This is a genomic window from Ralstonia pickettii, assembly GCF_001699815.1.
Taxonomy (GTDB): Bacteria; Pseudomonadota; Gammaproteobacteria; order Burkholderiales; family Burkholderiaceae; genus Ralstonia; species Ralstonia thomasii.
Genome location: NZ_MCGB01000113.1, coordinates 50,473 through 74,712 on the forward strand (window position 1 = coordinate 50,473; position 24,240 = coordinate 74,712).

The window sequence follows — 24,240 nt, forward strand, 5'->3', positions numbered from 1 at the left end:
GTTGCCTTGTCAGGCTCCATCTGGGCGCGTAGCTGGCATCGTCAATACAGCAGATATGCCGCGCGCTGGGAAAGAAAGACATCGGCCTGTGCGGTGTAGGCTCGCTCGATCGCGTCCAGCGCAATGCCGTCACGCAGCATCGCCCAGACCGTCTCCGACCCGACAGACGTGCGGATCGCCTCCAGCTTGAACTGCTCGGGATAACGTTGCGACAGTACGCGGGCGAGCGCTAAACCGATGCGGCCCGGGCGGGTCAGAGCTGACACCCGGTGGATCGCCACACCCGAGCACGAGCGGCCATGGTACGGCCCTTCCGCAGGAACGAAATGGACGGGTGTATAGATGGCGCCCGTGTCCAGCGCATTGAGTTCTCGCGCGAGCGCCGCGCCGTCCATCCATGGCGCTCCTACCATGCCAAACGGCGCCGTCGTGCCTCTGCCTACGCTCACACGTGCGCCCTCGACCAACCCCACATCCGGATATCGCTCCAAGGCAGAAAGATCGCGCAGGTTCGGCGATGGCGGAACCCAACCCAGCCCGGTGTTGGCAAAGCGCATTGCACGGTCGTACTGCTCCATGGCCACCACATGCAGCGCCGCCCCGATGTGCAGTTCCCCGTTCAGCAACCTGGCAAGCTCGCCGATCGTCATGCCGTGCACAAGCGGCAGCGGCACATAGTTCGTCAATGAGCGGTCCGCCGTATCGGATACCGGCCCACCCACCAGATCACCGCCGAGCGGGTTGGGACGGTCCAGCACCAGCACTGGGATATGAGCCTTCGCAGCAGCTTCCAGCGTCGCCCCCAGGGTGGCAAGGTAGGTAAAGAACCGCACGCCGGCGTCCTGGAGGTCAAACACCAGGACGTCCAGATCGGCCAGCGCGCTGCGCGGCATGCCATTGCTGTTGCCATAAAGGCTATGGACGATCACGTTGGACCGCGGGTCGATCGTGTCACCAAAGCGCGCGTCGAGATCGGTGCCGATACCGTGCTCCGGTGCGAAGATCGCGTTCAACCGCACACCGGGTGCCTGACTGAGTACATCGATGGTGCGCCGCCCCTGCGCATCGAAGCCACTGTGGTTCGTGACCAGGCCGACCCGCCTTCCAACAAGCAGTGCGAAGCCGCCGGCCTCGAGCACGTCGATGCCTGTCCGTACGGGACCCACCGCCGTGGGTAAGCGCCGTTCCGCGCTGATCACAGCGTCGGCCATGGTCGGGGCACGCGTGGCGATCTGCTGACCAGAGAGCAGCGGCGCAGTGCTCGATACCAGATTCAGGACGGCTTCACGCAACGGCATGGCGTTACCCCGCTCGTCCGGATACAGGCGGCTCGTGAGCACAATGACAAACCGGCGCGTGACCAAGTCGATCCATAAGCCGGTTCCGGTGTAGCCCAGATGCTGAACGAGCCCCACGCGCGGTGCGCGATAGCGGTTGGGGATCAACGGCGCCTGCACTTCCCAACCCAACGTGCGCGTCGCCTCCACGGCAGTCGAACCGTCGGGCGTCAACAGCAGGGCAACGCTGTCCGGTTGCAAGATTTGGTGGCCCCCCAGGCTGCCCCCGTTGAGAAGCATCCTGGCGAACAGCGCGAGGTCATCCGCCGTGGAGAACAAGCCCGCATTGCCGGAGACACCCCCCAGTGCGGCGGCGGTCGGATCATGCACGTTGCCGCGAAGCCATCGTCCGTTGCGCACGATGGTCGGCGCGATACGGGCAATCGCCCTGTGGCTCGGACGGAACGCGGTGTCGCGCATGCCAAGCGGTCGAAAGATATGCTGCGCGCACCATGCGTCCAGTCCCATCCCGCTGACACGCTGGACAAGCTCGCCCAAGGCGACATAGTTGAGATCGCTGTAGATGACATTGCGCCCCGGCTCCCCTATCGGGGGCATGATTTCGATGGCGTGAAGCACCGTGGCGTGGCTGCGGAGTTCCGATCGGGCAGCCAGGCCCGAAGGGAGTCCAGACGTGTGATTGAGCAATTGCCGTAGGGTGATGCCTGCCTTCCCTACGTCGCCGAAGGCCGGCCAGTAACGGCTGGCCGGCGCGTCCAGTTCCAAACGTCCGCGCTCTGCCAGTTGCAGTACCGCCGTGGCCGTGGCCACTGCCTTGGTGAGCGATGCGAGATCGAAGATCGTGTCTTCGGTCATCGGCTCGGCGGGACCGGCGGATCGCTGACCCAGCGCAACACGTTCGCGCACCGCATTGGCTTCACCGATCGCGACGACAGCTCCGGCCACATTGGCATCGGCAATCTGCGCAGCAACTACGGCTTCCAGCTCGTGCATGGGCACTGGCGTACCCAGCGGCCCAGGGTCGTTGGCTGTGGGCGCGGCCTGCCCACTCTGCATGCAGGCCAACAGCGCCGCTGTCACTACCGCGACTATCGCGGCAAGTTGGCTGGATCGTAACGATTGCGCGCGTTCCATAGCATCCACCCGTTGGTGCCTTCCGCATCGGCAGCGTCGACCTGGGCGCGAATCATCTCGGCGTTGAACTCGCGACGATCAAAGGCATAGTCCCGGAACGCCTGCAGCCACGGCCGGAACCTCTCACCAGGCAAACCTGTGCGGCGCTTCGCTTCAGCGAGCGAACGCGAGACGATCTCGCCGGGCTGCTCGGTCGGCTTTCTGGTGCCCGGCAGGCCCCATGTGAAGCCGGAGGGGTACAGCATGGGCGAGATGTAATCGACCACGGCGCCCAGCGTGTTGATCTGCTGGCCAATCGCCGTGTCGTCGGTGTTCCAGCAGACGTAGCCGAAAATATCCGCCGCCAGGTAAATGTTGTACGCCCGCAGCCGTTCTCTCGCCCGCGCAAGGAACCCCGTGATGGCCGCAACCCGATGTGCTTGCGTGTTGGCTTGATGGAACTGCAAGCCATTGGCGTCCGGAAAGCGCAGATAGTCGAACTGGATTTCATCGAACCCCAGTCTTGCTGCCTCTTCCGCCACGTCAAGCGTGTTGGCCCAGGCGACTTCGACATTGGGGTCGATCCATTGTTGGTCTTCACGATCGCGCCAGACCTCTCCATCACGATCACGCACCGCCCATTCGGGGTGCGCTCGAGCCAAGCGGTCGTCCTTGAACACGACGATGCGCGCAATCAGATACAGCCCACGCAAGTGGAGTTTCCGAATCACGGCGGCGAACTGGTTGATGCGGGCCACCCGGTCTTTTTGTTCGGGGACTGCGCCCACCGCCACACGAGCCGCACTCGGGTAAGGTGTGTCGCCCCGGTCGCCCTTCATGTCGATCACCAGCGCATTGATGGCCGTCTGCCCCTGGAGTGCGACGGCGGCATCGCGCAAGGAACGGTTGGATACGCCCTGTACCGACAGGTAGACCGCCCGGGGCTTGATCTGCTTGAGCGGTATCTCGACTGCGGGTAGCGGGCCGCCAAGCACCAGCTCGGCACGCGCATAGCCGGGGGCGCGGACGCTGACCGTCGCCCGTGCTTCCACTGCCGAAGCTGGAATGGTAATCAGACCGGCAGCATCGGTCTTTCCGCTTTCGCCGTGAACGAATGTGATTGCGCCCTCTACAGGAACGCGGGTCTGTGCGTCTATCACCCTGACCTCGGCAGCGCCGGCAAACTGCGCCCAAGAGAGCAAGACCGCTGCAAGCCAGAGGTGTGCGCGGCTACTCATGATTACCACCCCCGGCTGCATTGAGAATGTTCGCCATGCATTGCGCACCACAGCCATCGGTGATCAGGTATCGGGGCAACGCCATGGCAGGTTGACTCGCCCGCAGCGGTTGCGCGTCCAGCGTGAAGGCTGCGGTATAGCCCTCCTCTCGTGCGAGGCGCTCCAGCTCGGGATCGTGGATGCCGAAGGGCCATGCCAGTGCGTGCACCGGGGCTCCGATCTCTGTTTCGATGCGCTCCTTCGCGCGGCGCAACTGATCGCGGGCGAACTTGGTGAAATCATCGGCGCTTCGGTGCATCCGCTCCACGCGGAAGTCCGGATGCCAGTACGTATGGGATTGCACGCCAAACTGTCCGGTGCGGGCCAACGCTCGCAACTGGGGCCAGGTCATCGCGTATGGAGCATTCGAGATGGCAGACGGGTACACAAATAGCGTCACGGGAATGCTCCGGCTGCGTAGCGCGGGCCACAAGGTCTCGTACACAGACCGATGGCCGTCATCCACCGTAATGGCAACCGCCTTTGCGGGCAGTGCACCTTGCTCGCCGTCGTGCCAGCGCACGATGTCTGCGAGCGGAACGATGCGATAACCCGCCGCCTCGATCGCCTGTAAATGCGCCTCGAATGTCTGCATCCGAACCGTCATGGTGCTATCCACTGTCGGTGCAAAGCGGTGATAGACGAGCACCACCACGTGCGGTTCCAGGGCGGGCATGTCTGCGTTGGCTCCAGGGCACGCAAACACCAGAATCGCCCAGCACAACGAGAAGACCCAGGTGTTCACAGCCGTGGCTCCGAATAAGGATGGAGGGTGCGCATCGCTTACCCCGCACCGCCTATGACTCGCGTGGGGTGCCGTGCAGCCAGTGCCAAAGCAGCACCCCGCTGCCCGCCATGCCGCCCAGATGCGCAAAGTGCGCAACATTGACTTCGGTGCCGCTCACGCCGAGGGTCAGCTCCACAATCGCATAGAGCGTCGCGAACACCCACGCCGGCATCGGGATGGGCGGGATCAACGGAACGATGATGCGATTGGGAAACAGGACGGCATACGCGAGAAGCAGTCCGAATACGCCCCCGGACGCGCCAATGACCGGCCCCGCCGGAAGAATGCTCAAGGCCGTAAAAGCGAGTTGCGCGAAGGCTGCACTCAAGATGCTGGACAGATAGAGCTGCCAAGTCCGAGGCGCACCCACGGTACGTTCGACGTCGCGCCCGAACAGGTAGAGGCCGAACATGTTGAACGCCAGATGCGCGCCATTTGCGTGCAGGAAAGCGTATGTCAGCGGCTGCCACGGCAGGAATCCTCCCACCACGCCGCCGCCAGATACGCCGAGTGGCCAGAGCGCAAAGGTTCGTAGCAACGCGTCCCCCGCAAAGACTTCTGCAACGAACGCCGCCACGTTGATGAGGATGAGCAGCTTGATCATGAAGGCACCCCTGATCTCTGCCCACGATACGGCTGCGCGCGTTTGCTGGGTTGATCTCGCGCAAGGCGGTTCGACTGTGTGCCGTGATCCTGCAATGCAACGCGTTCCGCTTGATGTGCCGCAAGGCCCCGGCATGGCCAGATGAAACGATGGAGCTACGTGCACGCAAGAGGATGACCCATGCCTTTGGCCGCTTCCTATCAATACCCCGCGAACCAGGCCATCGCCGCGATCTTCAACGAAATCGCTGATCTGCTGGAGATTGAAGAGGCCAACCCGTTTCGGGTGCGTGCTTACCGCAACGCCGCACGCACGGTCGAAGGCATGACCGAAGGCGTTGACGCCATGCTGGCACGCGGCGCCGATTTGACCGCCTTGCCGGGCGTGGGAGTCGACCTCGCGGCAAAGATGCGCGAGATCGTCGAAACGGGAAGCTGCGCCATGCTCACGCGCGTGCGGACCGAGGTTCCAGCGTACGTGCTTCAACTGCTCCAGTTGCCTGGCCTAGGCCCAAGGCGGGCCCGCGCGTTACAGCACGAACTGGGCATCACATCCCTGGATGAGTTGGCCCGGGCCGCGGCCGCTCACCGCATTCGCGAACTGCATGGCTTTGGCGCCCGAAGCGAACAGCGTTTGCTCGAAGCCCTCAACGCACGCTTGACGCGCGATCGCCGTTACGGTCTGGCAATCGCCAAGCCGTGTGCCGATGCATTGACGCATTACCTGCTGGCAAGCGGGCTGGTCGACCAACTCGTCGTTGCCGGCAGCTACCGCAGAGGGCGAGACACCGTGGGGGACCTTGATCTGCTCATCACGGGAAGAAAACGCGCCCAGATCGTGGAGCATCTCGTGCACTACAACGAGGTTGCCACCCGAATTTCAGCAGGCCCCACCCGCGCCAGCGTCGTCCTGAAAAATGGCATGCAGGTGGACTTGCGGGTGGTGCGGCCCGATGCTTTCGGCGCGGCGCTGGTGTATTTCACCGGCTCGAAGCCTCATAACATCGCACTGCGCAAGCTTGCGCAGGCCCAGGGTCTGAAGATCAACGAGTACGGCGTCTTCCGAGGAAAGGAGCGCATTGCCGGCCAGACGGAGGCATCGGTCTACAGCGCCGTCGGGTTGCCCTGGATCTGCCCCGAACTGCGCGAAGACCACGGGGAGATCGCAGCCGCGCAGTCGGGCCGACTGCCATCCCTTGTTGAGCAGGCCGACATCAAGGGGGATCTTCATGTCCACACATCCGCCAGCGATGGCACCGCCAGCCTTGAAGCCATGGCAGCACAGGCGCGCATGCTGGGCTATCAATACCTGGCGGTGACCGACCATTCGCCGCGCATTGCCGTGACGCACGGGCTCACCGCAGAGCGCCTGGCCGCACAAGCCGACGACATCGACCGCTTCAATGCCGAACACAAGGGTTGGCCCATGCTGCTCAAGGGGGTTGAAGTCGACATTCTGGAGGACGGGGCACTGGACCTGCCCGATTCGGTGCTGGGCCGCCTGGACCTTGTGGTGGGCGCCATCCACAGCCACTTCAACCTGTCGGCTGATCAACAGACATCGCGCATTCTGCGCGCGCTCGATCATCCGCACTTCAGCATCCTCGCCCACCCGCTGGGCCGCCTGATCGGCGAGCGCAACGCCTGCAACGTGGATCTCAAGCGGGTGCTGACCGCCATTGCCCAGCGCGGCTGCTACGTTGAGGCCAACGCGCAGCCCGCGCGCCTCGACCTGGCCGACATTGGATGCCGCCTGGCAAAGGCGGAGGGAGTGCTCGTGAGCATTGCGTCGGACGCGCACAGCCCGGCCGATCTGCTGAACCTGCCGCTTGGTGTCACGCAGGCCCGCCGGGCGTGGCTGGGGCAGGCAGACGTGCTCAATGCGCACACGCTCCACACGCTGCTTCCGTTGTTGAAGCGGACCATGTGACGACCACATGCGCACACCACCTCGGACAGTCTGTATCTGCAGCGCAACATGTCGTACGCCGTGCCCATCGGGTTGATCCGAGTCAAGGTGCCGGAAATCGTGCGGTCAAGAATGAACACATGATTTTCCACATCAGTAACCAGACCAATCGGAGCCAAACCATGAGCGTCCCAGTCGATATTTCTTTCCAGGGAATTCCGCATTCCAAGGCCGTCGAAGAAGCGGTTATCAAGCATGCAGACCGCTTGAAGCGTATTCGTGCCGATCTGATGCGGTGCCGCGTCAGCCTTGCCGTGGGTGCCAAGCACCAGCACCAGGGCAAGCCTTTCGACGTCAACGTCCACGTGTTCACACCGCATCAGACGCATATTTCGAGCAACACCTCCAACGAGGACCCATACGTCGCACTTCACGAGGCCTTCTCGCACGTGGAACGAATGCTCTTGGAAGCCGGTAGTAAACGCTCGTCACAGTCTTGAGGCGTCGTGGCCATGCACACGCGCTATTGCATGTGCAAGCCACCATTCACGGCCAGATTGGCGCCGGTTACGTAGGCAGCGTCCTCGCCGCACAGGAAGGCCACCAAGGCAGCCACTTCCTCCGGCCGGCCGAGGCGGCCTACGGGAATCTGCGGAAGAATCCGCTCTTGCATGATGTCGCTGGGAATATCGCGCGTCATTCGCGTGGCGAGATAGCCGGGCGAAATCGTGTTGACGGTCACGCCCTTCGCGGCGCACTCGAGGGCCAGCGCCTTGGTGAACCCGTGTATGCCGGCCTTGGCCGCCGCGTAGTTCGTCTGCCCGAACGCGCCCCGCGATCCGTTGACCGACGAGATGTTGATGATGCGGCCCCAACCGCGCTCGATCATGCCTTCGTACAGCGGCTTGGTCATGTTGAAGACGGAGTCGAGATCGGTGGCCAGCACGTTCCGCCAGGCATCCAGCGTCATGCGCTTGAAGGTCATGTCTTGCGTGATGCCGGCGTTGTTGACCAGAATGTCGACCGGGCCGACGGTCGAAAGCACGTCGGACGTGCATCGCTGGCAAGCGTCGTAGTCGGCAACATCCACCGCGAACGTCTGGAACAGCCGCCCCTGGGCATGCTGTTCCGCGATCCATGCAGTCACATGTGTATTGCCCATCGAATGGGTGACTACAACCCGATGCCCTTGTGCATGGAGACGGATGGCAATGGCTTCGCCCAGGCCGCCCATGCCACCGGTAATGAGCGCAATGCGATGTGTTGTCATGACGGCCTCATCGCGCCGTCGGACGTGCGCCAGCGCGCGGGCATCCGCGCTGGCACAGGAGCCACTCGTCTGGTCCGGGTTCGGTGCGCAACCGCACGACGGCATCAACCGGCTGCGCGCCTGCGCTCACGTTCACGGTCTGCATCGCACCGCGATACGCGGCCGTGATCTGATAGTGCCCGCGAGGCAAGCGCATATACAAGAGCGGCCCCTCCGTGCGCACGCGCAAACGGAGCTTGCCGCGATCATCCGCAACAGACACATCCACATCCGACAACGCCTCGCTGGTTCTGGCCGACACCACGTTCAGCCGCACGTTGAAGCGGCGTGCCATCGCACGCATGGCGTCGCGCTCGTCGCTCCCAACGCCTCCTGACACATAGGCGATCTCGTTCTGGAAGCGCACCTCTGGAGCCGCAGCATCGGGACCGACTGCGCCAGCGTGCGCGCTGGCGGCCAAAGCCAATGCCGCAAAAAGGCCGCGTGGCAAAAGACGACATGCGTGGCTCATCTCATACCTCATCGCTCGGCGGCCGGGTGGCCGACCGTCTGCGCCAGCACCGGCACTTCGTCTTCATTGAGCGACAAGGCTTCTGCCAGAAGGCGATGATTGAGCCAGCCACGTACCACACAACCCAGTTTGGCGGAGGCACAGTAAAGCGACACGTTTTGGGAGATCGCTCCCGCCGCGACACCGGCAAAGGTTTCACGCACGGCTTCCGGCATCTGGTCTGCACGTGCATGGTTCACCACGTACACCAGGTCGAGCGGCGCCTTGCCGACAAAATCCTGATAGCCGGTAAGGTTGCGCGCGTCGACGGCGTGCTTGAGCCGCAACCGGTGCGCCACCGGCTCGTATTGGTAGACACCTTCCGGCAGGGCGACGTAGATGTCGATCTCGTTCAGCCCGTGCGCTGAAGGCGCGGTGCGCCCGCCTGTTTCCGGCCGGTTGATGCCATTCGCCGCCCACAGCAATTCGCTGAGCTGCTGTAGCGACAGCGGCGTGGGCGCGAACTCCCGCACGCTCTTGCGCCTGGTCAGCGCTGCAATCAACGTATTGCCGCCATCCAATAGCGGCGACGCCAGTGCAATGGTTGCCGGCGCAGCACGGGACGTCGGCTGTGGCAGTAGATGTTGCACAGGGTCGTAAGACAGGAGCATCGCCTCGCTCATGGCATCCACCTCACAAAACAGAAAATCCATCGGACATGTGTCGCCGCCTATGCGGAGATGATCACCTTGAGCGCCTGCGTCTTTGCCGCGTTGCGGAACGTGTCGTAGGCGGCGAGGATGTCATCGAGCCTGAACCGGTGCGTAATGAGCCGCCCAGGCAGCAGCTTCCCCGCACGTACCGTTTTCAGAAGCATCGGCGTGCTGACGGTATCCACCAGCCTCGTGGTGATGGCGATGTTCTGGCTCCACAAGGTTTCCAGGTGAAGGTCCGCCTTGACGCCATGCACGCCGATATTTGCAATCACGCCACCTGGCGCAACCAGTTGCTGGCAGAGCTCGAACGTCGCGGGCACGCCCACCGCCTCGATCGCACAGTCGACGCCCACGCCATCCGTGAGCCGCTTCACGGCGGCTGCGGCGCCTTCACTGGAGACGTCGATACACGCCGTTGCGCCCAGCCTGGTGGCCACTTCCAGCCGTGCCGCGTTCGTGTCGATCATGATGATCTGCGCCGGCGAGTAGAACTGCGCCGTCAGCAGCGAGGCCAGCCCGATGGGGCCTGCGCCGACAATCGCTACGCTGTTGCCCGGCTGAACGCGGCCATTGAGCACACCGCATTCGAATCCGGTCGGAAAGATGTCCGACAGCATGACCAGCGCCTCTTCATCGACGCCCGGCGGCAGTTTGTAGAGGCTGGTCTCCGCATGCGGAATGCGGACGTACTCGGCCTGCACGCCGTCGATGCGATGTCCCAGGATCCAGCCGCCCGTCTCGCAATGCGAGTACATGCCACGCCGGCAATTCGCACATTTTCCGCAAGACGAAATGCACGAGATCAGCACGTGATCACCCCGCTGTAGCGATGTCACGGCCGCGCCGACCGATTCCACCACGCCCACGCCTTCGTGGCCCAGCGTGCGCCCCGGCTCGCAGGTCGGGACGTCGCCCTTGATGATGTGCAGATCGGTGCCGCAGATGGTGGTCAACGTGACGCGCACCACGGCGTCGCCGGGTGCCTGCAACTCCGGTTTCGGCTTGTCGGCCAGGGTGATCTTGCCAGGCCCCTCGTAGACAAGTGCTTTCATGGGAATCACCAAGGAAGACGATGACTCCATGCTAGGCAACCGCCCTGCGCGGACGTTGATCTACGTCAGGGCGCATGGCGTCAAGCGCGCGATATTGATCTTCAGTGTCAGGAGATGAAACCCGCGTATGGCCGAACAAGCCACCACCAATCCGTGCGCGCAGCCAGCAGAAGCCTTGGTCAGTCGCATGCTCGATGCGGCAGCGTATCCACACCCGGCGGCCGATCTGCAGATGATCGAAACGCATCTGTCGTGGGTCTTCCTGGCTGGAGAATTTGCGTACAAGGTACGCAAGCCGGTCAAGTTGGACTTCGTCGATTTTTCGACGCTCCTTGCGCGGCAAATCGATTGCGAGGAGGAATGCCGCCTCAACCGCCGCCTCGCCCCTGCGCTCTACCTTGGCGTAGTGCCAATTTCGAACGATCCGGCCACGGGGGCCATCCGCGTCAATGGGCAAGGCACGCCCTGTGAGTACGCAGTCTGCATGCGCCGGTTTGCCCAGCAGGACGTACTGATTGCGTTGGCTCGTGACGGGCGACTTCGCCCGAAAGAAATCGACGCGCTGGCCGACCTGATCGCAGACTTCCACGCAACCGCGCCGGTCGCCAGCGCGAGTTCAGACGATGGAACGCCCTCAGGCATTCGGCGCACGTTCGAGGACTGCGCTGCCGGAGTTATTGCCTTGGGGCATGCACCGCTGGATGCGGCGACCACGGTATCGCTGCTTCGTCAGCACACAGTTCGCCTCGAAGAGACATTCGCTTCACGCCGGCGCAGCCGCCACATCCGCGAATGCCATGGCGATCTGCACCTGGGCAACATCGTGTTGATCGATGGCCAGCCGACCCCGTTCGACTGTCTGGAATTCTCACCGTCACTGCGGTGGATCGACACCATGTATGACACCGCCTTTCTGTTCATGGACCTGCTCGCCGCAGGTCTGGACGGGCTGGCGTATCGACTCATCAACCGTTATCTCGAACGATGTGGCGACTATGGCGGGTTGGCAGTACTGCCCTTCTACGCATCGATGCGCGCGCTCGTGCGGGCTCGCGTACTGCTGGAACGCGCCCATCAGTTGGACGGGGCCCCCGATGTGGCTGCCAGGCTCCGCCGCGAGGCAGGCCGCATGCTCGCCCTGTCTCGGGAGCTGCTCTGCCGAAACGACGCCTGCATTCTCCTCATGCATGGCCTTTCAGGCAGCGGAAAGTCCACCCGTGCCGCGCAGCTTGCCCAAGCGGAAGGCATGATCCGTGTGCGCTCTGATGTCGAGCGCCAACGCCGCTGGCATGTCCGCGCAGTCGATCGCTATCTGCCACGTGCAGTCGAACGTACGTATCGGCGTCTCGCCGCGATCTGCAAGCTCGGTGCAGGCGCTGGCTTTCCAATGATTGCGGATGCCACATTCCTCGCCGAGCACCAGCGCCGACGTTTCTTCTCGCTGGGCCGGCGGCTGGGGACAGCCGTGGCCATCGTGGACTGTGTTGCCGACGTCGACACGCTGCGTACGCGCATCCGCAATCGCATGCGCGGCGGGCGCGACGCATCCGAGGCAGACCTGCACGTGCTGGACGCCCAGATCGCCACACAAGAGCCGCTCAACGTAGACGAGCGGGCACATGTTATTCCTGGCGAAATGTCCAAAGTGGTGCCATACATCAAAGGTAGAAGGCAGTGATTTTGCCCGGGGCCGGCCCAGGCAATCAAAGGCCTTGAAACGAAGCGACGAAGCGATGGCGTTTCACGGGCGGCCGCCAATTTGCGCCATATCAACGCGTACAAGCACAGAGTGCCTACGCTGCAGTTGGAATCCTCGTTCGGCGGCGCTGTTCACCATCCGCCAAGACCCCACCGGAGAACGCAATGCAACAACCCGCCGATATGGCCTGCAACGTGGCGTGCGCCGTCATGCGCGATATGAGCCGCACCGCCAGCTTCATGCTCGAGACGCAAATCGACCTGTCTCATTTCCGGCTGAAACTGGCCGAGGCTGCGTTGGAAGATGTGCGTGAATTGGAACATGAGCTGAGCGGCACGCATGACTGGACATCGCTGGCCTCCGCGCAAACCATCTTCATGAAGATGCAATCGAGCCACAGTGCGACGGCGCTGAAGACTTGGGTCGAGTTCACGAACAAGCTGCAGGCCGCCTATCTGCGTCGGTTGACGGAGTGGACTCAGCAAATGCAGCAGCCGGAAGCGCAAACCTCTTCGTCTCAGTTGTTCGCCGCATCGTCCGATTCGCTGAAGGCATTCTTTGACAGTTTCAGCCTCATGGCTCCGTCGGACTCCGAGGCAAAGAAGAACCGACCGGCGCGCCACACTCCGGCAAGCGCTGAAAAGACCGCCTGATCGATACGCCAAGGAGCCCATCATGCGAGTTCAGGACGTTTATTCACCCAATGCAGTCCATATCCCGCTCTCCTGCACGCTTCAGGAGGCGGCACAGCAGATGCGTCAGAGACATGTCGGTGCGCTGGTCGTGACGGAGAACACCCCGTCTGGCCCCCGCGCAATTGGCGTCGTCACGGATCGCGACATGGTGCTCGATGCGGTCGCGGTTGGCGTTAGCCCCTCACAGACCTGTGTGGCCGATGTGATGAGCCGAGGCATCCTCAACGTACCGCTCGACGCAAGCCTGAGCGATGCGTTGCAGGAAATGCTTTCGTCCGGCGTGCGACGTGTTGGCGTGACGTCCGACGGCGCGCTCGTTGGGGTGCTGTCCCTGGACGACGTGCTCGGCGCCATGGCCACCGAGCTGGGGCTGATCGCCCGCCTTGTCCATAACGAGCGCGAACGCGAGACGACCGGTAGCGTCCAGCCGCCGCTGAGCGTGTAACCCGGCCACCGGCTGCCATCACATTTCAGGAATTCTCTCCATGAATGCCGAACCGCTTTCTCTCAGCATGGACATCGTGGCGGACGACGCAGTGCTGGAAGGCACCCTGGACTGCCCCGGCAATGCAACCGGCCTGGTGATCTTTGCGCATGGCAGCGGGAGTTCGCGGTTCAGCCCGCGCAACCGGTATGTTGCCGATCAGCTCCACGCCGCCGGCCTGGGCACGCTGCTGTTCGATCTGTTGAGTGCCGAAGAGGCATCACATGCATCATGCCGTTTCGACATCGCGCTTCTGGCGCGGCGTCTGCAGACAGCCACACACGCGGTCGGCAGCATCGCCCGCGAACGCAGTTTGCGACTCGGGTATTTCGGCGCCAGCACGGGCGCCGCAGCCGCGATCCTGGCAGCGTCCGAGCTGGACGACGCCTGCGCGATCGAAGCGGTGGTCAGCCGCGGCGGTCGCCCGGATCTTGCCGGCCAACGTGCGCTGGCCAGACTGGCCTGCCCGACCCTACTGATCGTCGGCGCCGCCGATTTGGACGTTCTCGATCTCAACCGGCAGGCTCTGAGCCAGATGCATTGTGAGAAAGCGCTGGAGACGGTGCCACGCGCAACGCACCTTTTTGAAGAGGCCGGCGCGCTCGAACAGGTGGCCGAGCTCGCACGGGCATGGTTTGTTCGCCACCTGAGTGCAGCCACCCAACCCCACCAACACGCGAGGTAACCCCGTGCGATTCAAAGATCGATTGGATGCAGCGCGCCTGCTGGTGCAGGCGCTGGAAAAGTACAGGGGCACCCACCCGCTGGTGCTGGCCATTCCAAGGGGTGCGGTTCCGATGGGCGCACTCATCGCATCCGCGCTCGGCGGTCAGCTTGATGTGGTTCTGGTGCGCAAGCTCGGCGCGCCGTTCAACCCCGAACTGGCAGTGGGCTCTGTGGAAGAAGGCGGCTGGTCTTACATCGCGCCCTATGCAGGGCGCATTGGCGCGGATACGACCTACCTCGAACAGGAGAGCGCCGAGCAGATGGAGGTCATCCGACGGCGCCGGGCGCTGTATACCCCGAACCGCGGCCCGTATGACGCAGAGGGGCGTGTTGTGATCGTGGTCGACGATGGACTGGCAACCGGGGCGTCCATGAAGGCAGCACTTCACGCGATACGGGAGCGCCATCCGCAACGCCTCGTCTGCGCGGTTCCTGTGGCGGCGCCGGACAGCCTGGAAGACATTCGCCCCCTGGCCGATGAGATCGTCTGCCTCTACGCGCCGCAGGGTTTCCGCGCGGTCGGCATGTATTACGCCGACTTTCCTCAGGTCGAGGACGCTGAGGTGCGTGCCGCGCTTGGGGCTGCTTCGCAAACCGAACGCCGAGCTGGCTGACACGGGTGCGGCCCCTGCCGCCACCGAGCCTTGCCGGGGTTCAGTCCAGACCGTATCTGCGCACATACCAGGATTTCATCACGTAGGCTGACAACCCATAGGCCAGGACGATCGCAGCCAGGCAGGGCCAGTAGGCTGCCGGCAGCGGCACAAAGCCGAACAATGCCCCGACCGATGTCAATGGCATGGCGACACCCACGCAGGCAATGGTGATGCTGGTCAACACCAGCGCGGTACTTGCCCGGCTTTGCACGAAGGGCACCTTGCCCGTGCGGATGATATGGATGATGAGTGTCTGTGTGAGCAACGATTCAACAAACCACCCGGACTGGAAGAGCGCCGGATCAGCCCACGCGTGAAACACACCCAGCAGCAGCGCATAGGTCGCGAAGTCAAACAGCGAACTGACGGGCCCCAAGTACAGCATGAACTTCAGAATGCTGCCGATCTCCCACCGTCGTGGCTTGACGAGGTAGTCGTCGTCAACGTTGTCGGTCGGGATGGCGGTTTGCGAGAAGTCGTAGAGCAGGTTGTTGAGCAGCACCTGCACCGGCGCCATCGGCAGAAAGGGCAGAAACAGGCTGGCGCCCAGCACGCTGAACATGTTTCCGAAGTTGGAACTGGCGCCCATCTTGATGTACTTGACGATGTTGCCAAACACCTTGCGCCCTTCCGTCACGCCCTCCCCCAGCACGGCCAGGCTTTTCTCCAGGAGGATGATGTCGGCAGACTCCTTGGCAATATCGACCGCGCTATCCACGGAGATGCCGACATCGGCGGCCTTGAGCGCCGGCCCATCGTTGATGCCGTCGCCCATGAAGCCCACGACATGGCCCCTGCGGTGCAGTGCATCGACAATGGCCGCCTTCTGCGCGGGCGAAACCTTGGCGAAGATCGATGCGCGTTCGGCGATGTCGGCCATCTGGTCGGGTGACATGGCGGCCAGCTCGGTGCCAAGCACCACCGGTTCCACGGCCAGCCCGACCTCGCGGCAGATCTTGCGCGCAACAATGGCGTTGTCCCCCGTCAGGATCTTGACTGCCACGCCGCTGGCCTTCAAGGCGGCCAGGGCTGGCGCGGCCGTATCACGTGGTGGGTCAAGAAAGGCGATATACCCCAGCAACGTCAACCCCGCCTCGTCCGCCACGGCGTACTGGCTTTGCCCGGGCGGCATCTCCCTGTACGCAACAGCGACGACACGGAAACCGTCAGCGTTCAGGTTCTCCGCCAGTTGCCGCGTAGCTTCGAGATGGCTTGCCTCCAGCGGGCCAGCCTCGTCACCGCTCACATAACGCGCGCTGACGGCCAGCACTTCTTCGACCGCCCCCTTGCAGATCAGCACGTGTGTGCCGTCGTCCTGCGCCAGCACCACCGACATGCGCCGGCGCTCGAAGTCAAACGGTAGTTCATCGATTTTCTGAAAACGCGCATGCACATCCAGGCGCTGCTCCAGCTCCACGTGCTTGAGCACGGCCACGTCCAGCAGGTTCTTCAGGCCCGACTGGTAGAAGCTGTTCAGAAACGCGTACTCCAGCACCTGGTCGGATTCCTCGCCGCGCAAATCCAGGTGATGCTTGAGGATGATGCGGTCTTGCGTGAGCGTGCCGGTCTTGTCGGTGCACAGCACATCCATCGCACCGAAATTCTGGATGGCGTTGAGCCGCTTGACGATGACCTTCTTGCGCGACATGGCGATGGCGCCCTTGGCCAGATTGACCGTGACGATCATCGGCAGCATCTCGGGCGTCAGGCCGACGGCCACGGCCACCGCAAACAACAGCGCCTCGAACCAGTTGCCCTTGGTCAGTCCATTGATGAGAAACACCATGGGTGCCATCACCAGGATCAGCGTCAGCATCAACCAGGTAAACCGGGTAATGCCCCGGTCAAAGCTGGTCTGCACGCGTTGCGCGGCAATCAGGTTGGCCACATGACCAAAGGCGGTCCGGTGGCCGGTAGTCAGGACCACGCCCGTCGCGTAGCCGCTCACCACGGCGCTGCCCATGAAGCACAGGTTGGGCCGTTCGAAATCTGCCGCCGGCTGGCTTTCGGAAGGCTCTGCATGCTTTTCCTGTGGCATGGCCTCGCCAGTCAGGGCCGACTGGTTGACAAACACATCCTTCGCGCCGAGCAGCCGCAGGTCCGCCGGCACCATGTCACCGGCACAAAGCTGGACGATATCGCCCGGCACTAATTGCTCGATCGGGATTTCCTGGCTCGCTTCGGCGCCGTCGGATGCGATGCGCTTGACCGTCGCCGTTGTATGCACCATGCGACGCAACGCCTCCGCCGCCCGGTTCGAACGATGCTCCTGCAGAAAGCCCAGCACGACGCTCAGCACCACCATGACCGCAATCAGTACGGCTGCCCGTACATCGCCCAGCACCGCCGAGACGCCCGCCAGCGAGATGAGCAGCAGATTCAACGGATTGACCGACCGGCGCGCCAACTCGACCAGCACACCCTCGTGATGGCCGTTGGCCACGCGGTTGAGCCCATATTCGCGCAGGCGCTGCGCAGCGCCCTCCTGCGTCAGGCCGTGCATCTGGGTACCGAGCCGCTCAAGCACGTCTTGCGAGGCAAGCGCCGACCACATCGAGAGATCGTCGGCTGGTGCATGTGCAGACAACATATTGGGCAGCGCTTGCCAGCGTGGCTTCCCGCGCATTGCTAGTCTCCTTGCGCGCAGGCATGCGCCTGGCGAGTTGCAACCCTCGCATCCGACACCCAACCCCCGGCAGCGTGTGCGGGCATGCTGATCCTGACAGCGGCAGACAAAGACGGCGCGGGCGCGGTGTGCATGGGAAATTGCGGGTAAAGCACATGGACGTGCAAACCATTAGAGCGCAGGACGCGCGTCGGGGCTTGATGCAACTCAACGGTCGTCGTCAGTCGGGTGCTTGCTGTACATGTCCCGCCACTGGGGTTTCAATGCTGGCGCCACGCCAGCCTCCGCCCAGCGCAAGGAACAGCGCCACGGTATCTTGCAGCCGCTGTGCACGCACCTGCTGCGTGCCCAGCACGGCTTGCTGGTATTGCTGATCGGCACTGAGCACCTGCAGATAGCCGGCAACGCCGGCACGGTAGTCGGCGTTGATCTCATCCAGTGCGGCACTTGCCGCCGCCTGCGCGCGCAACTGTGCGTCAAGCTGCACGGCATCGTGTTCCAGCGCCCGCAGCACATCGGCCACCTGCTCAAACGAAGCAAGCACCACCTGCCGATAGCCGGCATCGGCAGCCTGTAACGCCTGCCGCGACGCAGAACGGCGGAAATACAGGGTGCCGCCTTCAAACAGTGGGGCCACGAGGTTCGCCCCCACGCTCCAGGCGCCGGCTTTCGCACCAAAGAGGTCAGCGCTTCGGCCGCTCATCCGGGCATAGTCTGCGCTGAGGGTCAGACTGGGCAGCATCGCCGCCGTTGCGACACCCACCTCGGCGCTGACCTGGTGCAGGCGCGCCTGGGCGGCCAGAACGTCGGGCCGCTGGCGCACCAGTTCAGACGGCACCAGGCTGGGCAAGTCCGCCGGCAATTGCAACCCGTTGAGCGCCACGTCTACGGCATCTGCCTCGGAAGGAAATCGGCCAGTCAAGACGGCCTGCAGATGCGCAGCCTGGTCACGCTTCTGCTCCAGCGGCGGCAGCGATGCTTCCAACGACGCCAATTGCGCAGCAAGGCTCAACTCGCTGGCATGCGCCACGACGCCGGCTTCGACCTGCGCGTGTGCAATCTCCATCTGCTCTCGCACCACGGCAATCAGGCTGCGCGTGGTGTCGATCTGCGCCCGATAGGCAGCATGCGCGATCACGGCGTTCACCAGATTGCCGGTCAAGGTGAGGTAGGCGGCGGCCACCGCATACCTTTGTCCTTCCGCTTGCGCGGCCAGGGCTTCCACGGCACGCCGATTGCCGCCAAAGAGATCGACCGCATAGCTGATGGATGCGCCCAGAGTCCACAGCGTAAAAAGGCTTGGCACCCCGGCCTGCCCAAGCCTGGCGGGCACCGCTGCCTGACGTGACACATCGGCCGATCCCGCCACCTGCGGGTAGAACACGCCCGCGCCGGCTCGCAACAGGTCTTGCGCGGCACGCAGGTTGGCTTGCGCCTGCTGCAGGCCGGGGTTGGCCGTAATGGCGGCTTCCATGGCCAGATCAAGCGCGGGACTACCGAGAGCGTGCCACCAGTCTGCCGGCACGGTTGCCGCCGTGAAGCGCTGCGCAACGCCGTCTGCCGAGGGGGGCTGCGCAACTTCACCGTCACGAAGATAGCGATCGACGCCAGGCGCCTGCGGTGCATGAAAATCCGGCCCGACGGCGCAGCCCGGAACCACAAGCGCGACGCCTATCGCCCACGCCGCCGCTTTCACGACGCCCCCTGCAGGTAGACGTCGACCAGTTGGCCCGGATAGACGGCCAGCTTGTCAGGCTGCTTGAAACGGAAAAGCAACGGCAGCACGCGCACATCCACGCGTTCGGCGCGCTGGTCGGACAACTGAATCTTGGGCGACACGTACGGCTGCACGCGCACGAATTCCAGCGGCACGCTAACGTCGGTGCCGCGCACGAACATGCGTGCCTGCACCGTGCCGGGCGGAAGGCGGTGCACCAGAATCTCATCCACATACACGCGCACGGCCAGCTTGTTCTGCCCGGCGCTCATCGTGACGAGTGGCACGTTGGCCCGCGTGTAGGCGTCATAGGTGCCCTGTGGCGATACATAGCCGCCCATTGCTGTATTGACGGACATGACAACACCGTCCATCGGCGCCCGCACGGCATACTTTTCGAGCAGCGCTGCTGCCGCCGCCGCGCCCTTCTGCAAGGCATCGCGCTGTTTTTGCAGCGTGCGGATGTCATAGCTCCAGGCGCCGGCGCGCGTCAGGTCGTACTGACGCTGGGCAACAACGAGATTGCCGTGTGCCACCCGTACCGCGTTGGCAGCGTTGTCCATTGCATCGCGACTGACTGCCTTGGGATTGAGCCGGGCGGCCGCTTCAAGCTTGTCCAACTGATCCTGCACGGTGCGCAAGCCGGCATCTGCGGCACCCACCTGTGCACGCGTGACCTCCAGCGCTTCCCTGCGCGGTTGGGCCAGCAGCGCGTTCAACTGCGCATCAACGGCATCCGCTTGCGACTGCTGTTGCGCGGTCAGGGCGCGCTGCACGGAATCTTCGATCTGGATCAGCACGTCGCCGCGCTTGACTGCCTGCCCTTCTTGCACGGCGATGCGCGCGACGGTGCCCGACACTTCGGCATACAGGTTCAGGTTGGCACCACTGGGCTGATCGCTTTCGACGATGCCGTTGGCGTAGATGCCCGTCGCGTACGGATTGGCTGCCGGCTGGAAGACGGGTGGCAACGGCGGGCGCTGCCGCGCGTAGTAGATCGCCGCGCCAATTCCCGCCAGCGCGCCGATCACAGAGAGCACAAACAACCATCGGATCTTCATCGCATCGCTCCGTGTTCAATGCGGCTCAGCTTGCCGTCCTCCATGTCGAGGATGCGGCTGGCCAGGTCGAGGATGCGCGCGTCGTGCGTCACGATCACGATACAGCGGTGCGCGTTCAGGATCTCCGTCTTCACGAACTGCATGATCGAACGGCCGGTGTCGCCATCCAGCGATGCGGTGGGTTCATCCAGGATCAGGATGTCGGGCTGCGTGACGATGGCGCGTGCAATGGCCACACGCTGCTGCTCGCCGCCACTGAGCTTGACCGGCGGCAACTGGGCGCGGTTCTTCAGCCCGACGACATCGAGGTAGTGCATGGCCTGATCGAGCGCGGTGTCCCAGGCCACATGCCGCAGGATCAGCGGGATGGCGACGTTCTCGACCGTGGTGAGGCGCGGGAACAGGTGGTAATCCTGAAACACGAAGCCGATCCTGCCCAGGCGGAAATCGGCCAGCGCGTCGGCGCCCAGGCTCCAGATGTCAACCCCGTCCACCATCGCGCGGCCGCTATCCGGGCGCAGGATGCCCGATATCACGCTCAGCAGCGTGGTCTTGCCGCTGCCCGACGGTCCGACGATGAACAGCATCTCGTTGAACTCGGCCTCGAAACTGACCTGCATGAGCGCGCGGGTACGCGCCTCGCCCTCGCCAAACCATTTATCGAGGGCCTGAGCGGCAATGGCAACGTTGGCCACAATCAACCCCGGAAGATATCGAAGGGCTCGATGCGAAGCACTTTGCGCACCCCGATGTAGCCCGATATGCCGGCAATCACGATCACCATGGCCAGCGCCAGCATCAGATTGGTGAAGGTGATCATGGCCGCGTAGTCTGGAATGCGAAGACGCACCAGTGCGATCGACGCGGCGCATAGGCCGATCCCCAGCCCGTAGCCCACCAGCGCCACAAACGTGGCCTGGAAGACGATCATCGTGACCAGTTCGCGCCCCTTGGCCCCGATGGCCTTGAGTGCGCCAAAGCGCTCGAGGTTTTCCAGGATGAACGTGTAGAACGTCTGCCCCGAGATCGACAGCCCCACCACGAAGCTGATCACCGTCATCAGCAGGATGTTGGTGCCAAGCCCGGTCTGGTAGGTATAGAAGTGAGAGATGCGGCCGATGAACTCTTCCCTGGTCAGGGCGCGGTAACCGAGCCGGTCGACCGCACGTTCGATCGCCGCAATGTCGGCCTCGGTCTTGGGCTCAATCAGGATGTACGACATCGTGTAGCGCGTACTCGGCAGGTATTGCACGGCGCGGCGGTACGTTGTGTACAGGGTGGGCACGCCAAACAATCCGCTGGACGCCACCTCGCCAATGCCGACGATCACCCCTCGATGGTCGTTGACTTCGAATTCCGTGCCGATATGCGGGTTTTCGAGCTTCCCGAACTCGGCATCCTGGATGACGATGAAGGCGTTCTCGCCGTACAGATCCTGGATACGGCCACTGAGCATGCGAGGGCGGCCGAACAGGCTGGTGTCGTCGATGCCGACGACGGTCACGGGCTGATAGGTTCCGCTGTTCAGGCGCACGAGCGCGCCGCCTGAATAGAGCGGCACGGCAAACTTCACACCGTGAATGCTGCGTACCGCATCAAGGACGTAATCCGGCATGCCGATCGAGTTGGCCACGGTATTGACAGCCGGGTCCATGACCCACATCCGTGCGCCAATGTTGTACACGGCAGACGAAGACCGATTGAGCACGCCCGCAAACAGCGACGTCATCTCGATCATCAAAAACACGGCAAACGTAATGCCGACCAGCAAGCCGCTCAGCTTGGCCTTGTCATTGACCAGCAGCTTGTAGGCGAGTTTGAGAATGGCTTGCACATGGCCCCCTTGGCCATGCACGGCAGACAGGGGTGCGCCCCGGGGTGATATCGACCGGCCGATGCATGTGCATCAACGATAGCGATTCGGGGGCGGCGGCCATTGATGTGTCGCAAGGCCGGGCTGCGTCCAGCAGGGAATGCGCTACAGCGTATCGTCGTCGGAAAACAAGCGATGGCGTATCGCGTAACGCACAAGGGCGGCTTCGCTGGAGAGCTGCAGCTTGTCCATCAGCCGCATCTTGTAGGTGCTGATGGTCTTGGCGCTCACGCACAGGCTGGTGGCGATCTCGGTCAAGGGCTCGCCGCGCACCAGCCGGCGATAGACTTCCATCTCGCGGTCGGACAGGCGCGTGTGGGCCGCCTCTTCACTGGGCTCGCCCAGGCTGTGCGCGAGCTTCTCCGCCATGGGTGGGCTGACGTAGGTGCCGCCGTTCGCCACCTTCTGCAGCGCGGTAACCAGTTCGGTGGCGGCGCTCTCCTTTGTCAGGTAGCCGGCCGCCCCCGCACGAAAGGCGCGTGCCACGTATTGTTCTTCAGCGTGCATGGTCAGCACCAGCACGCGCACCCTGGGGTGATCGTCATGCAACTGGCGGAGCAGTTCCAGCCCGCTGTGCCCCGGCATGGAAAGATCGAGCACGATCACCTGCGGTTGATGATCACGCACAAGTTGCACGACCTGTGTACCGTCGGAGGCTTCGCAGGCGACTTCAAAATCCCCCGCGCGCTCAAGGATATGACGCACGCCATCGCGCATCACGGCATGATCGTCGGCGATCATCACGCGAATCATGACGGCGCCTCCTCGGTGGCCTTGTGAACGGCGGGAAAGCTCACGCTCAAGCGAAAGCCGCCACCAGGTGCATGTGTGATCGTTGCCTGCCCGCCCAGTAGCCGGGCGCGCTCGCGAATGCCAAGCAATCCCAGCGGCTTGCGTTCACCCACCGCCGGAGGCGCCCCACTCCAGCCATGGCCATTGTCTTGAATGGACAGTTCGAGCACGTCGTCCTGCTGCGAGAACTCGATCTCAACACGCGTGGCATCGGCGTGGCGCACGACGTTGTTGAGTGCCTCCTGCACGATCCGGAACACCGAGATGGCAGCGCGCTCGTTCATCGCCAGTTCTTGCGCATGCACAGTCACGACCAGGCCAAAGCGTTGGCGAAAATTCTTGGCCATCCATTCGAGGGACGGCACGAGCCCCAACTCGTCGAGCAATGGCGGCCGAAGATCCGCCGAGATATGCCGAACGGCAACAATCGTCTCGTCGATCACGTGTTGCATTGCCTGGGTCTGGTCGATCAGCGCCTTGTCGCTCCGTGCGGCCTGCAGATCCGCTGCCAGCAGCGAAATGTCCATCTTGAGCGCGCTCAGGCGTTGGCCCAGATCGTCGTGCAGCTCGCGGGCGATGCGGTGCCGCTCCTCCTCGCGCGTGGCCAGGATGCTGTCCGACAGATGCTGCAGTTCTTCCTGGGAGCGCCGCAGCGCCGCTTCCGCACGCACACGCTCCGTGGTGTCGCGCAGCATCACCGTGAAGAGCTTGCCGCCGTTCACTTCGATCTGTGAAATCGACGCTTCGATCGGGAATTCGCGCCCATCGGTATGCAGGGCAAACAGCGGGCGCTGCTTACCCATCTGGCGCTCCGATACGCCCGTCACCCCGAAGCGCCGTACATGCGCTTCGTGCGCGCCGCGAAACCGCTCGGGAATAAAGTCTGACAGTGGGCGGCCGATGGCTTGGCGCGCTGAACAACCGAACAGAGTTTCAGCCATGGGATTGAAGAGCACGATGCGCTGGGTTTCGTCCACCGAAATGATGGCTTCCATTGATGACCGGATGATGCCGGCCAGCCGCGCTTCGCTCTTTTCTAGGTACGTCAGATCCCGGGCGACGGCGGCTCGCAACTTCCGCAGCCGCAGCCAATAGAAGACCAGTGCGATGACCGCAGAAATACTTGCCGAGGCCAGCAAAATGAAGGGGGCATCCCCGGCCTGAAGCGCAAACGCCAGCCGGGCAACTGCCGCCGCCAGCAGCAAAACGGCCAGCACCCCCACCACCAGTTCGGCCGAAGTGGATTGCAACTGCAGCAGCCGCCTGTGCGTTGCCTTTGAGGATTGAGTATCTTGCTCCGCCACCGAGCACCACCAAAAGGTCGGGATGCAATCAACATAGCCCATTCCCAAGGCTGGAGGTACTAGCCGTGTGAAGGAGAAGCCCCCCGGAAAAC

General features: G+C 63.4%; 22 protein-coding genes. 7 read left to right on the forward strand and 15 right to left on the reverse strand.

Going from position 1 to position 24,240, the window contains the following annotated elements:
- Positions 1–41: 41 nt before the first annotated feature.
- Genes BEK68_RS24135 through BEK68_RS24150 form a run of 4 tightly spaced genes read right to left on the reverse strand, consistent with a single transcriptional unit; the run spans position 42 to position 5,079 of the window.
- Positions 42–2,432, reverse strand: a complete 2,391-nt coding sequence (locus BEK68_RS24135) for a serine hydrolase (protein ID WP_012430403.1) — start codon at positions 2,430–2,432, stop codon at positions 42–44.
- Entirely contained in the window at positions 2,387–3,670 is a 1,284-nt protein-coding gene (locus BEK68_RS24140) for a putative glycoside hydrolase (RefSeq protein WP_012430404.1), read from the reverse strand. The genes BEK68_RS24135 and BEK68_RS24140 overlap by 46 nt, the downstream gene beginning before the upstream one ends.
- Positions 3,642–4,433, reverse strand: a complete 792-nt coding sequence (locus BEK68_RS24145; RefSeq protein WP_004634052.1) for a polysaccharide deacetylase family protein — start codon at positions 4,431–4,433, stop codon at positions 3,642–3,644. Before BEK68_RS24145 ends, BEK68_RS24140 begins: the two co-directional genes overlap by 29 nt.
- Before the next feature lie 52 nt (positions 4,434–4,485).
- The gene (locus tag BEK68_RS24150) at positions 4,486–5,079 is read right to left on the reverse strand and encodes a rhomboid family intramembrane serine protease (protein ID WP_012430405.1); all 594 of its coding nucleotides are present in this window, start codon (positions 5,077–5,079) and stop codon (positions 4,486–4,488) included.
- 180 nt (positions 5,080–5,259) lie between these two features.
- Here BEK68_RS24150 and polX point away from each other — a divergent pair, with 180 nt between their 5' ends.
- Both polX and BEK68_RS24160 read left to right on the forward strand, forming a co-directional pair.
- Positions 5,260–7,008: a DNA polymerase/3'-5' exonuclease PolX gene (gene polX / locus BEK68_RS24155; protein WP_012430406.1), complete on the forward strand. Its 1,749-nt coding sequence runs from the start codon at positions 5,260–5,262 to the stop codon at positions 7,006–7,008.
- Positions 7,009–7,169: 161 nt separating this feature from the next.
- Positions 7,170–7,487: an HPF/RaiA family ribosome-associated protein gene (locus BEK68_RS24160; protein ID WP_012430407.1), complete on the forward strand. Its 318-nt coding sequence runs from the start codon at positions 7,170–7,172 to the stop codon at positions 7,485–7,487.
- Between the two features lie 23 nt (positions 7,488–7,510).
- Here the strand turns inward: BEK68_RS24160 and phbB are convergent, their stop codons facing one another.
- Genes phbB through BEK68_RS24180 form a run of 4 tightly spaced genes read right to left on the reverse strand, consistent with a single transcriptional unit; the run spans position 7,511 to position 10,515 of the window.
- Positions 7,511–8,257, reverse strand: coding sequence for an acetoacetyl-CoA reductase (gene phbB / locus BEK68_RS24165; RefSeq protein WP_012430408.1), 747 nt, complete (start codon positions 8,255–8,257; stop codon positions 7,511–7,513).
- A 7-nt stretch (positions 8,258–8,264) separates the two neighbouring features.
- On the reverse strand, positions 8,265–8,768 hold the full coding sequence (locus BEK68_RS24170; protein WP_012430409.1) for a hypothetical protein: 504 nt from the start codon (positions 8,766–8,768) through the stop codon (positions 8,265–8,267).
- 8 nt (positions 8,769–8,776) lie between these two features.
- The gene (locus BEK68_RS24175; protein WP_012430410.1) at positions 8,777–9,430 is read right to left on the reverse strand and encodes a nitroreductase family protein; all 654 of its coding nucleotides are present in this window, start codon (positions 9,428–9,430) and stop codon (positions 8,777–8,779) included.
- 47 nt (positions 9,431–9,477) lie between these two features.
- Complete coding sequence (locus BEK68_RS24180) at positions 9,478–10,515, reverse strand: zinc-dependent alcohol dehydrogenase family protein (RefSeq protein WP_012430411.1); 1,038 nt, start codon at positions 10,513–10,515, stop codon at positions 9,478–9,480.
- Between the two features lie 187 nt (positions 10,516–10,702).
- On the opposite strand from BEK68_RS24180, the gene BEK68_RS24185 reads away from it, so the two are divergent.
- The 5 genes from BEK68_RS24185 (at position 10,703) to BEK68_RS24205 (ending at position 14,733) form a co-directional block, all read left to right on the forward strand.
- A complete protein-coding gene (locus BEK68_RS24185; RefSeq protein WP_249262971.1) occupies positions 10,703–12,193 on the forward strand; it encodes a bifunctional aminoglycoside phosphotransferase/ATP-binding protein in 1,491 nt (496 codons plus the stop codon).
- Between the two features lie 239 nt (positions 12,194–12,432).
- Positions 12,433–12,867: a hypothetical protein gene (locus BEK68_RS24190; RefSeq protein WP_249262972.1), complete on the forward strand. Its 435-nt coding sequence runs from the start codon at positions 12,433–12,435 to the stop codon at positions 12,865–12,867.
- Between the two features lie 22 nt (positions 12,868–12,889).
- Positions 12,890–13,354: a CBS domain-containing protein gene (locus tag BEK68_RS24195; RefSeq protein WP_012430414.1), complete on the forward strand. Its 465-nt coding sequence runs from the start codon at positions 12,890–12,892 to the stop codon at positions 13,352–13,354.
- A gap of 40 nt (positions 13,355–13,394) precedes the next feature.
- A complete protein-coding gene (locus BEK68_RS24200) occupies positions 13,395–14,078 on the forward strand; it encodes a dienelactone hydrolase family protein (RefSeq protein WP_004634029.1) in 684 nt (227 codons plus the stop codon).
- Positions 14,079–14,082: 4 nt separating this feature from the next.
- The gene (locus BEK68_RS24205) at positions 14,083–14,733 is read left to right on the forward strand and encodes a phosphoribosyltransferase (protein ID WP_012430415.1); all 651 of its coding nucleotides are present in this window, start codon (positions 14,083–14,085) and stop codon (positions 14,731–14,733) included.
- Positions 14,734–14,773: 40 nt separating this feature from the next.
- Here the strand turns inward: BEK68_RS24205 and mgtA are convergent, their stop codons facing one another.
- The 7 genes from mgtA to BEK68_RS24240 all read right to left on the reverse strand — a co-directional run bounded on the left by mgtA (position 14,774) and on the right by BEK68_RS24240 (position 24,190).
- Positions 14,774–17,401, reverse strand: a complete 2,628-nt coding sequence (gene mgtA, locus BEK68_RS24210; protein ID WP_012430416.1) for a magnesium-translocating P-type ATPase — start codon at positions 17,399–17,401, stop codon at positions 14,774–14,776.
- 220 nt (positions 17,402–17,621) lie between these two features.
- Positions 17,622–19,097, reverse strand: a complete 1,476-nt coding sequence (locus BEK68_RS24215; protein WP_012430417.1) for an efflux transporter outer membrane subunit — start codon at positions 19,095–19,097, stop codon at positions 17,622–17,624.
- Positions 19,094–20,179: an HlyD family secretion protein gene (locus tag BEK68_RS24220; RefSeq protein WP_012430418.1), complete on the reverse strand. Its 1,086-nt coding sequence runs from the start codon at positions 20,177–20,179 to the stop codon at positions 19,094–19,096. Before BEK68_RS24220 ends, BEK68_RS24215 begins: the two co-directional genes overlap by 4 nt.
- A complete protein-coding gene (locus BEK68_RS24225; protein ID WP_012430419.1) occupies positions 20,176–20,874 on the reverse strand; it encodes an ABC transporter ATP-binding protein in 699 nt (232 codons plus the stop codon). Before BEK68_RS24225 ends, BEK68_RS24220 begins: the two co-directional genes overlap by 4 nt.
- Before the next feature lie 2 nt (positions 20,875–20,876).
- Positions 20,877–22,013 (reverse strand): ABC transporter permease, encoded by a 1,137-nt coding sequence (locus BEK68_RS24230; protein ID WP_012430420.1) that lies wholly within the window; start codon positions 22,011–22,013, stop codon positions 20,877–20,879.
- A gap of 144 nt (positions 22,014–22,157) precedes the next feature.
- Positions 22,158–22,805: a response regulator gene (locus BEK68_RS24235; RefSeq protein WP_012430421.1), complete on the reverse strand. Its 648-nt coding sequence runs from the start codon at positions 22,803–22,805 to the stop codon at positions 22,158–22,160.
- Positions 22,802–24,190, reverse strand: a complete 1,389-nt coding sequence (locus tag BEK68_RS24240) for a PAS domain-containing sensor histidine kinase (protein ID WP_004634013.1) — start codon at positions 24,188–24,190, stop codon at positions 22,802–22,804. The genes BEK68_RS24235 and BEK68_RS24240 overlap by 4 nt, the downstream gene beginning before the upstream one ends.
- Positions 24,191–24,240: the final 50 nt, after the last annotated feature.

Coding starts and splice junctions, on each gene's coding strand:
- BEK68_RS24135 (WP_012430403.1), bottom strand. CDS start 2,432: ATGGAACGCGCGCAATCGTTACGATCCAGCCAACTTGCCGCGATAGTC.
- BEK68_RS24140 (WP_012430404.1), bottom strand. CDS start 3,670: ATGCAGCCGGGGGTGGTAATCATGAGTAGCCGCGCACACCTCTGGCTT.
- BEK68_RS24150 (WP_012430405.1), bottom strand. CDS start 5,079: ATGATCAAGCTGCTCATCCTCATCAACGTGGCGGCGTTCGTTGCAGAA.
- polX (WP_012430406.1), top strand. CDS start 5,260: ATGCCTTTGGCCGCTTCCTATCAATACCCCGCGAACCAGGCCATCGCC.
- BEK68_RS24160 (WP_012430407.1), top strand. CDS start 7,170: ATGAGCGTCCCAGTCGATATTTCTTTCCAGGGAATTCCGCATTCCAAG.
- phbB (WP_012430408.1), bottom strand. CDS start 8,257: ATGACAACACATCGCATTGCGCTCATTACCGGTGGCATGGGCGGCCTG.
- BEK68_RS24170 (WP_012430409.1), bottom strand. CDS start 8,768: ATGAGCCACGCATGTCGTCTTTTGCCACGCGGCCTTTTTGCGGCATTG.
- BEK68_RS24175 (WP_012430410.1), bottom strand. CDS start 9,430: ATGAGCGAGGCGATGCTCCTGTCTTACGACCCTGTGCAACATCTACTG.
- BEK68_RS24180 (WP_012430411.1), bottom strand. CDS start 10,515: ATGAAAGCACTTGTCTACGAGGGGCCTGGCAAGATCACCCTGGCCGAC.
- BEK68_RS24185 (WP_249262971.1), top strand. CDS start 10,703: ATGCTCGATGCGGCAGCGTATCCACACCCGGCGGCCGATCTGCAGATG.
- BEK68_RS24190 (WP_249262972.1), top strand. CDS start 12,433: ATGAGCCGCACCGCCAGCTTCATGCTCGAGACGCAAATCGACCTGTCT.
- BEK68_RS24195 (WP_012430414.1), top strand. CDS start 12,890: ATGCGAGTTCAGGACGTTTATTCACCCAATGCAGTCCATATCCCGCTC.
- BEK68_RS24200 (WP_004634029.1), top strand. CDS start 13,395: ATGAATGCCGAACCGCTTTCTCTCAGCATGGACATCGTGGCGGACGAC.
- mgtA (WP_012430416.1), bottom strand. CDS start 17,401: ATGCGCGGGAAGCCACGCTGGCAAGCGCTGCCCAATATGTTGTCTGCA.
- BEK68_RS24220 (WP_012430418.1), bottom strand. CDS start 20,179: ATGAAGATCCGATGGTTGTTTGTGCTCTCTGTGATCGGCGCGCTGGCG.
- BEK68_RS24235 (WP_012430421.1), bottom strand. CDS start 22,805: ATGATTCGCGTGATGATCGCCGACGATCATGCCGTGATGCGCGATGGC.
- BEK68_RS24240 (WP_004634013.1), bottom strand. CDS start 24,190: ATGGGCTATGTTGATTGCATCCCGACCTTTTGGTGGTGCTCGGTGGCG.